The sequence below is a fragment of the Oleiphilus sp. HI0128 genome (assembly GCF_001635365.1).
In genome coordinates this window covers 1-8914 of the sequence record NZ_LWGG01000354.1, presented here as the reverse complement: position 1 = coordinate 8914, position 8914 = coordinate 1, and the positions used below count along the sequence as shown (strand labels likewise).

Below are 8914 nucleotides of genomic sequence, written 5' to 3'. Positions count from 1 at the left end.
TCAGGTAGTGAATATCGCATCTTACCAAGTTAAAGCTGGTGATGTTGTTGCTGTTCGCGAAAAAGCTAAGAACCAATTGCGTGTTAAAAACGCTGTTGAGTTAGCAGCTAATCGCGGGGCAGTTGAGTGGATCGACGTAGATACCAATAAACTCACAGGAACTTTTAAAGCTGTTCCTGAGCGTTCAGAGCTACCTTCGGACATCAACGAGAATCTAATTGTTGAGCTTTACTCTAAGTAATCTCATCGGATACAACATAAGGTATAGGGGCATATATGCAGCGTTCAGTTAATGAATTCTTGAATCCACGAAACATTGAAGTTCAAGGTTTAAGCGCAACACATGCAAAAGTTATTCTAGAGCCATTAGAGCGAGGTTTCGGCCATACGCTTGGTAGCGCATTAAGAAGAATTCTTTTGTCATCAATGCCGGGTTGTGCAGTTGTAGAAGCAGAAATCGAAGGTGTATTGCATGAGTACAGCGCAATCGAAGGTGTTCAAGAGGATGTTATTGAGATCCTTTTGAACCTTAAAGGTTTGGCTATAAACATGCACTCACGCGATGAAGCTAGTTTGACGCTTACTAAGAAGGGGCCAGGCCCAGTCTTGGCTAGTGACATTCAGTTGGATCATGACGTTGAAATCATGAATCCGGATCATGTTATTTGCAACCTTAGCGACAATGGTGATATCACTATGACGCTACGTGTTGGTCGCGGTCGTGGCTATGAGCCAGCTGACCAGCGTGGTAATAATGATGATGAAACACGCGCAATCGGTCGTTTGCAGTTGGATGCGTCATATAGTCCGGTTTCGCGAGTTGCATACTCTGTTGAGAATGCGCGAGTTGAGCAACGTACTGACCTCGATAAGCTTGTAATTGATCTTGAAACTAACGGTACTATTGATCCTGAGGATTCAATCCGCCGTGCAGCTACAATTCTTCAGCAACAACTTGCTGTATTCGTTGATTTCGATAACGAAAAAGAAGTAGTTCAAGAAGAGGAAGAGGAAGAAGTCGATCCAATCCTGCTTCGTCCAGTAGATGATCTAGAGCTAACCGTTCGTTCTGCGAATTGTTTGAAAGCAGAGAATATTTACTACATTGGTGACCTAATTCAACGTACTGAGGTTGAACTGCTAAAAACGCCTAATTTGGGTAAGAAGTCTCTTACAGAAATTAAGGATGTGCTAGCATCTCGTGGTCTTTCATTAGGTATGCGTCTTGAAAACTGGCCTCCAGCTAGTTTGAAAGGTGATGACCGAGTACTGGGTGGCTAAGTCATCCTCGGTTTGAATAGGTAAGGAATTATAAAATGCGTCATCGTAAAAGTGGTCGTAAACTTAATAGAAATAGCTCGCACAGAAAAGCCATGTTCAAAAATATGGCAGCTTCTCTTGTTGAGCATGAGTTAATCAAAACAACTTTGCCAAAAGCTAAAGAGCTACGTCGTGTAGCTGAGCCTTTGATTACGTTAGCGAAGAACGATACAGTTGCAAATCGCCGTTTGGCTTTTGCTCGTACTCGTGACAATGCTGTTGTAGCGAAATTGTTTAATGAGCTTGGTCCTCGTTACCAAGATCGCCCAGGTGGTTATATCCGCATTCTAAAATGTGGTTTCCGTTCTGGTGATGCAGCGCCAATGGCGTTCGTTGAGCTAGTTGACCGCCCAGTGGTTGAAGCCTTCGAGGATGACGACGAGTAGGTCTATTACTCACCGTCGTAAAAAAACCAGCCTAGTGCTGGTTTTTTTGTATCTGGAATAAATAAGGCTAAAGGCCCGTAGGCCTTGCAGAGTATTGATAAACCCCGGTATTTTATATCGAGGTTTTGTTTTGCATAAATCGTTTAAAAAACAACCTCAAAATAGGTCGATTTTTTAAATCTTTTAGTAGTTTACAGTGAAAAAAACTATTTCATTCACGTAGAAGCGCGTCCTAAAAAGTACGCCGAGGTTTGTCAGCAGTCTGAAAGGCCCGTAGGCCTTGTTTTGTTTATTTCCTGGCCAGTATTGGCTTTAAGAATTGTCCAGTAAATGAACCATCGACCTCTGAGACATGCTCAGGACTTCCTGTTGCAACGATTTGACCGCCTTTCGAACCGCCTTCTGGTCCTAGGTCTACTATCCAGTCAGCAGTTTTTATGACATCTAGATTGTGCTCGATTACGACAATCGTATTGCCGTGATCTCTAAGCCTGTTAAGAACAGTCAGTAATTGCTGGATATCATAGAAGTGCAAGCCAGTAGTTGGTTCGTCAAGGATGTAGAGGGTTTTACCTGTATCTCGCTTGGAAAGCTCTTTAGCTAGTTTGACACGCTGGGCTTCGCCGCCAGATAGTGTAATCGCACTTTGACCAAGTCTGATATACGACAGGCCAACATCCATTAAGGTCTGAAGCTTTCGGGCAATAAAGGGAACCGCGTCAAAGAATTCACGCGCATCTTCGATAGTAAGGTCCAGAACTTCGTGGATATTCTTCCCTTTATAGGTGATATCTAGTGTTTCCCTGTTGTATCGCTTGCTCTTACAAACATCACAAGGGACATAGACATCAGGTAGAAAGTGCATTTCTACTTTTGTGACGCCATCACCCTGACAGGCCTCACAGCGGCCACCCTTAACATTGAAGCTAAAGCGGCCTGGTTTATATCCACGAGACCTTGCCTCGTGAGTGCCAGCAAATAACTCTCTGATAGGTGTAAACAGTCCTGTATAGGTCGCGGGGTTTGATCTTGGGGTGCGTCCGATCGGGCTCTGATTAATATCGATAACTTTATCGAAAAAGTGCATGCCGTGAATGGCTTCGTGCTCTGCTGCATTTAAGGTCGTGGCATTATTTAGTTCAGTCGCCGCTAAGGGGTAAAGCGTTGAGTTGATCAGGGTTGACTTACCAGAGCCTGAAACACCAGTAATGCAGGTAAATAAGCCAACTGGAATTTCAAGTGTAACGTTTTCAAGGTTATTTCCCTTGGCGCCTTGCAGAATGAGTTGTTTGTTCTTATTTGGTTTATGGCGTTCATCCGGGATTTCAATTCGTTTGCTGCCACACAGATATTGGCCGGTTAGGGATGCAGGGTTCGACATAACTTCATCAGGTGTACCTTCGGCGACGATCTCGCCACCATGTATTCCAGCCCCCGGGCCGATATCAATGACGTGATCGGCAAGTCTGATAGCATCTTCGTCGTGTTCAACAACGATTACAGTATTACCTAGCTCTTTGAGATGAGTGAGTGTTTTTAAGAGGCGATCATTGTCCCGTTGGTGAAGTCCGATCGATGGTTCATCCAGAATATACATGACGCCCACAAGCCCGGCGCCAATCTGGCTTGCTAGCCGTATTCTTTGGGCTTCGCCGCCGGATAATGTGTCGGCACTACGTTCCAGATTTAGATAATCTAGGCCTACGTTCACTAGAAACTCCAATCGTAAGCGGATCTCTTTTAGAATCTTGTCAGCTATTTCTCCTCGTTGACCGCTAAGTTCTAGGTTTTCGAAATAATCCAAAGCAGTACCAATGGGGAGCTTGGCTAAGTCGGGTAGTGAGTCTTTGTCTATGTAAACATGCCGCGATGCTTGCTTTAAGCGGGTGCCATGGCAGCTTGGGCAAGGTTGGTTGTTTAGGTACTTGGCAAGATCTTCCCGAACCATATTTGATTCGGTTTCTCGATAGCGTCTTTCGATGTTAGGGATGACGCCCTCAAAAACGTGTGAGCGCTGTACGCTGTCGCCACGACTATTGACATAGGTGAAGGATATTTCTTCTTCTTGGCTTCCGTACAATAGGATTTGTTTAAAGCTATCAGGCAGCTCTTCATAGGTCTGCGAGATGTCGACATTATAGTGTTCGGCAACATTACTTAAGAGTTGAAAGTAGTAGATTGTGCGTCGATCCCAACCTCTAATTGCGCCTTCTGCAAGTGTCAGGCTAGGGTTGTGTACGATTCTTTCAGGATCAAAAAACTGATTAACGCCTAAGCCATCACAGGAGCTACAGGCACCGGCAGGATTGTTAAAAGAGAACATACGAGGCTCAAGCTCACTAATCGCATAACCACAATGTGGGCAGGCAAATCGTGAAGAGAAAATGATTTCATCCTGGCTGTCGTCTTCCCCCATTGGGGCAACAACTGCAATGCCATCTGTAAGAGCAAGGCATGTCTCAAAGGATTCTGCAATACGTTGTTGGATATCGTTGCGAACCTTAAAGCGGTCAACGACCACCTCAATGGTGTGCTTTTTATTCTTCTCAAGCTTAGGCGTGTCATCGAGGTCAGTAATAATGCCGTCAATTCGGGCGCGAATGAATCCCTGGCTCAAGAGATCTTGGAAGACATGAAGATGTTCGCCTTTACGGTTTTGGACAATTGGGGCGAGCAGCATAAGCCTGCTTTCTTCAGGAAGCTCAAGCACTTTATCAACCATCTGGCTAACAGTTTGCGCATTGAGTGGTGCGTCATGCTCTGGGCATCGAGGTTCGCCTGCGCGAGCGAATAATAGTCTCAGGTAATCGTAGATCTCAGTAATCGTACCGACAGTAGATCGTGGATTGTGAGAGGTGGATTTTTGCTCGATGGATATGGCTGGAGAAAGACCTTCAATATGGTCGACTTCAGGTTTGTCCATCATCGACAGGAATTGACGAGCGTAAGTCGACAGAGACTCGACATAACGTCGCTGGCCTTCAGCATAAAGCGTGTCAAAGGCGAGCGATGATTTACCGGAGCCAGATAAACCGGTTATTACGATTAGCTTATCACGAGGAATTGTAAGGTCGATATTTTTTAGGTTGTGTGTTTTTGCGCCACGAACGAGGATCTTATCCATTAATCTACTAACCGATGCTTAAAAACGGTCGATTATAGCAATTTAGACGCTAACTTGTATGACATATTACGCTAATGGGGTGTAAGCGCTCATTAGTACTTATTAGACCTGTATTGCGATTCCTTGCAGTGGGTCTTAATGATAGAATGGCTGCCCGAATAATTTGATGAATGTATACAAAATAATGACTGCTAGTGAAAAGCGCTCGGTAATTTCTTTAGCTCTTTTATATGCTTCGCGTATGCTTGGCTTGTTTATGGTTTTGCCGGTTTTTGTTTTATATGGGCAGGAGCTAGCCGGGTCGAGTGAAATTCTAATTGGTGTTGCTATTGGTGCTTATGGTTTGAGCCAGGCGCTGTTCCAAGTTCCCTTTGGTGCACTGTCTGACCGATTTGGTCGCAAAAAACTGATTTTCTTCGGGCTGCTCCTATTTCTCATTGGCAGTTTGGTCGCGGCACTTTCAACGACAATTTACGGTGTGATATTTGGCCGATTCCTTCAGGGGGCAGGGGCAATTGCCAGTGTCTTGATGGCTTTGCTAAGTGATTTAACGAGTGAAGAGAGCCGCACCAAATCGATGGCAATTATTGGTATGTCTATTGGTGTATCTTTTTCTGTTGCCTTGGTTATAGGGCCTTTAGTGGGAAGTGTTCTTGGGCTTCAGGGGATTTTCTGGTTTACTGCTGTGTTGGCACTGTTCGGAATGTTCTGGCTGTACTTCTTTGTGCCGAATCCTGTTCAGAGTGCATCCGACAGGAATACCCGTTTGTTCAAGAGCCAGTTAATGGACGTCTTAAAACATAAAGAGCTAGTTCGCCTTGATATCGGCATTTTTGCACTTCACCTTTGCCTGACAGCTTTGTTTATAGCTGTCCCCATGTCATTGCTTAACAAAATTAATATGCCGGGCGAGGATCATTGGCTGGTCTATCTAACAGTGATGGTGACATCATTTTTCGCAATGGTTCCTTTTATTATCATTGGTGAAAAGAAGCAGAAAATGAAGCCGGTTTTTTTATTCGCAATTCTGCTTCTTCTGGCTTCGTCACTGAGTTTTAGTTTGACTCAGAACCAGTTTTTATATTTCTGGCTTAGCTTGTTTTTTTACTTTATGGCTTTTAACTTGCTCGAAGCGAGTTTGCCTTCTTTGGTCAGTAAGATTTGTCCGGCTGGAAGCAAAGGAACGGCGATGGGGGTTTATTCAACTTGCCAGTTCTTTGGTGCCTTTGTTGGGGGGGTGTTAGGTGGTTGGGTTCTAAGTAGCTATGATGAGTCAGGCGTTTATCTGCTGGTAAGTATTGTTTGTCTTGGCTGGTTTCTATTTGCTCGCGGCATGGCTAACCCAAGCTCTGAAACAGGTATGACCTTAAGTTTCTCAGCTTTGGCAGACTCTCAGGCTCAGGAAATAACCGATAGGCTTAGCTCAGTGGGAGGTGTTGAAGAGGTTGTTTTGGTGCCTGAAGATAAGGTGGCTTATCTCAAAGTAATCAAAGGTAAACTAAATCAGCAGGAGCTGGATTCGGTTATGGAATGCTATCGTTAAGCATGAGACAATAATTAGATTAGAGCAAAAAATAATTCGGGGAAAGGTAATGGCAAGAGGTATAAACAAAGTAATTTTGATCGGTAATTTAGGGCAAGATCCTGATGCGCGCATGACGGCGCAAGGTTCAGCGGTCACAAACCTGAATATTGCTACGGATGAAAGTTATAAAGATAAAAACAGTGGACAGATGGTGCCAAAAACGGAGTGGCATCGTGTTGTTATGTTTAATCGTTTAGCTGAAATTGCAAAAGATTATCTGCGTAAAGGCTCTAAAGTCTATATCGAAGGTAAGTTGCAGACCAGAAAGTGGCAAGATCAAAGCGGACAAGACCGCTATACCACCGAGATTGTTGCGAACGAACTGCAGATGCTAGATAGTAAGCAGGGTGGATTTGATCAGCCGCAAGCAGCCACGCAAGGCGGGTATCAGACACAGCCTGCTCCTCAAGCAGCACCACAAGCACAGGCTGCACCGCAGGGCTATGCGCAGCCACAGCAGGCGGCGCCGGTTCAACAAGGCTATCAGCGCGCGCCACAACAGGGCGGCCAGGCTTATACTCAGGCAGCGCCTCAAACCGCTCCGCAAAGCGCTCCAGCAATGGCGCCTCCTAGTGATGATTTTGATGATGATATTCCGTTCTAATTCACAGTATATTTAGTTTTGTAGATTTAAATTCTACAAAGAGCCCCTTGAGGTGTTATCTTTCAGGCTTATATGTAGATAAGGTCGGTACCGATGAGCCTTGCTCTGTTAGTAATTCTTCTCGTTGTGGCACTGAGTACAGTCAGCTGTGTATATGTGTATAACTATCGAGGAGAGGTGCGCTATAAGAATCTTCGCGAATATCTCCGGAAAGCTTGGCCAATTTTTGCTCCTCTCAATTGTTTTCTGTATGTGTCGACCAAGCGAAATTATCGTAAACCGATTGTTAATATTGATGATTTTGCTGAGCTTCAGTCCCTTACTGACAAGTGGGAACTCGTGCGTGAAGAGGCGGAGAGTCTTAGAGAGCAGGGTTACTTTGAGAAGACAACCAAAGAAGGCTCTGCATCGTACTATGATGTTGGCTTTAGAACCTTCTATAAGCATGGTTGGAGTAAATTCTATGTCAACTGGTATGGTTACACGCATGAATCTGCAAAGAAGCTATGCCCTAATACAGTTGAGCTGCTAAAAAACATTCCTTCAGTAAACGGTGCAATGTTTACTTTGTTGCCTCCAGGCTCAGAGTTGACTCGCCACTGCGATCCCATTGCCTGCTCATACCGGTATCAGCTTGGGCTATCTACACCTAACTCAGATGCCTGTTTTATCAATATTGATGGCAAAAGCTATTCTTGGAGGGATGGTGAGGCATTTTGTTTTGATGAAACTTATATTCACTATGTGAACAACAATACCGAAGACTATCGACTGATTCTAATGTTTGATGTTGAGCGTCCAATGAATATATTTGGTCGAGGGATTAACTGGGTATACAAGCTCTTGGCACGCGCAACTTTAGTGCCTAATACATCGATAGATCGCCAAGGTTTTTTTAACCGCCTATTCAGCACTGTTACACCTTTTCTTGAATGGTCGAAGGCCTTTAAAAAGCGGAATCGCCCGCTTTATAAAAGGCTTCAGTTTGTTTTTAACTCGCTGTTGCTGTTAATTCTGCTATTAATTATCGCTACGCCGTTTATTATCTTCTCATAACTAGTTTCCATACTCGCTATGATATAAAACTCTCTTGTTTCTAGAATAAGAGCGCGCACCCCAATTTACTCTGTGTGCAATTATGCACAACGCTTCTGCATATTTTATATTTCCGCACAAGTGTCCTTGATCTATAGTGACATCATTGTTTCTTCTGTTTAGCAGGAATGTGTGATGATCCGGAATACAGTAAGTTCTTACGGTTTGGTGGCTATTATAATTCATTGGCTCATGGCTGTTAGTATATTCTTCCTCTTTGGCTTGGGTTTATACATGGTTGAGCTCAGCTATTATGATTCCTGGTATAAGGGCTCTTTGGATCTGCATAAAAGTATTGGTGTATGTCTGCTCTTGGCGCTCATATTTCGAGTCATTTGGCGCACTATTAACATTGTTCCACAACCCGAGGTAAGTGGGCGTAAAGGTGAGGCGTTCGAGCACAAGGTGGCGCACCTAGTGCATCTAATGTTATATATTCTTATGTTTCTGATAATGAGTAGTGGTTATCTTATTTCTACTGCTGACGGTCGAGGTGTAGGCGTGTTCGAGTTGTTTGATGTGCCAGCACTACCTTCTTTGATCGAGAACCAGGAAGATATAGCAGGCGAAATTCATTTTTATCTCGCCTGGACTTTGATTGTTTTGGTAATACTTCATGTGGCAGGTNCCTTAAAACACCATTTTATTGATAAAGATACAACCTTGGTCAAAATGTTACGGTCGTGGAAATAAGTCTCAAATCCAACTTAGGAGAATAATATGAAGAAGTTAATTTTATCTGGTCTATTGGCGCTTGGTACTCTTGGCCCAGTAGGTGTTGCGAATGCCGCTGATTATGC

General features: G+C 44.1%; 7 protein-coding genes and 1 pseudogene. 7 read left to right on the top strand and 1 reads right to left on the bottom strand.

All coding sequences use genetic code 11. The features are described from left to right. The 3 genes and pseudogenes from rpsD to rplQ form a co-directional block, all read left to right on the top strand. Nucleotides 1-241: pseudogene (gene rpsD / locus A3763_RS04470) on the top strand (30S ribosomal protein S4); the annotation flags it as partial. A 35-nt stretch (nucleotides 242-276) separates the two neighbouring features. After that, nucleotides 277-1281 (top strand): DNA-directed RNA polymerase subunit alpha, encoded by a 1005-nt coding sequence (gene rpoA, locus A3763_RS04465; RefSeq protein ID WP_068554544.1) that lies wholly within the window; start codon nucleotides 277-279, stop codon nucleotides 1279-1281. A 35-nt stretch (nucleotides 1282-1316) separates the two neighbouring features. Then, a complete protein-coding gene (gene rplQ / locus A3763_RS04460; RefSeq protein WP_068511128.1) occupies nucleotides 1317-1706 on the top strand; it encodes a 50S ribosomal protein L17 in 390 nt (129 codons plus the stop codon). Nucleotides 1707-1995: 289 nt separating this feature from the next. On the opposite strand, the gene uvrA is transcribed toward rplQ, so the two are convergent. Further along, nucleotides 1996-4830, bottom strand: coding sequence for an excinuclease ABC subunit UvrA (uvrA, locus tag A3763_RS04455; RefSeq protein WP_068554546.1), 2835 nt, complete (start codon nucleotides 4828-4830; stop codon nucleotides 1996-1998). A gap of 166 nt (nucleotides 4831-4996) precedes the next feature. On the opposite strand from uvrA, the gene A3763_RS04450 reads away from it, so the two are divergent. The 4 genes from A3763_RS04450 (at nucleotide 4997) to A3763_RS04435 (ending at nucleotide 8807) form a co-directional block, all read left to right on the top strand. Continuing rightward, complete coding sequence (locus tag A3763_RS04450) at nucleotides 4997-6373, top strand: MFS transporter (protein WP_231872100.1); 1377 nt, start codon at nucleotides 4997-4999, stop codon at nucleotides 6371-6373. 49 nt (nucleotides 6374-6422) lie between these two features. Then, nucleotides 6423-7019 carry a single-stranded DNA-binding protein gene (gene ssb / locus A3763_RS04445; protein WP_068759915.1) on the top strand — a complete coding sequence of 199 codons (597 nt, stop codon included), beginning with the start codon at nucleotides 6423-6425 and terminating at the stop codon, nucleotides 7017-7019. A gap of 252 nt (nucleotides 7020-7271) precedes the next feature. Then, nucleotides 7272-8075, top strand: a complete 804-nt coding sequence (locus A3763_RS04440) for an aspartyl/asparaginyl beta-hydroxylase domain-containing protein (RefSeq protein WP_197470107.1) — start codon at nucleotides 7272-7274, stop codon at nucleotides 8073-8075. 174 nt (nucleotides 8076-8249) lie between these two features. Further along, a complete protein-coding gene (locus A3763_RS04435) occupies nucleotides 8250-8807 on the top strand; it encodes a cytochrome b (protein WP_068759914.1) in 558 nt (185 codons plus the stop codon). The last annotated feature ends 107 nt before the right edge of the window (nucleotides 8808-8914 follow it).

Coding starts and splice junctions, on each gene's coding strand:
- rpoA (WP_068554544.1), top strand. CDS start 277: ATGCAGCGTTCAGTTAATGAATTCTTGAATCCACGAAACATTGAAGTT.
- rplQ (WP_068511128.1), top strand. CDS start 1,317: ATGCGTCATCGTAAAAGTGGTCGTAAACTTAATAGAAATAGCTCGCAC.
- uvrA (WP_068554546.1), bottom strand. CDS start 4,830: ATGGATAAGATCCTCGTTCGTGGCGCAAAAACACACAACCTAAAAAAT.
- A3763_RS04450 (WP_231872100.1), top strand. CDS start 4,997: ATGAATGTATACAAAATAATGACTGCTAGTGAAAAGCGCTCGGTAATT.
- ssb (WP_068759915.1), top strand. CDS start 6,423: ATGGCAAGAGGTATAAACAAAGTAATTTTGATCGGTAATTTAGGGCAA.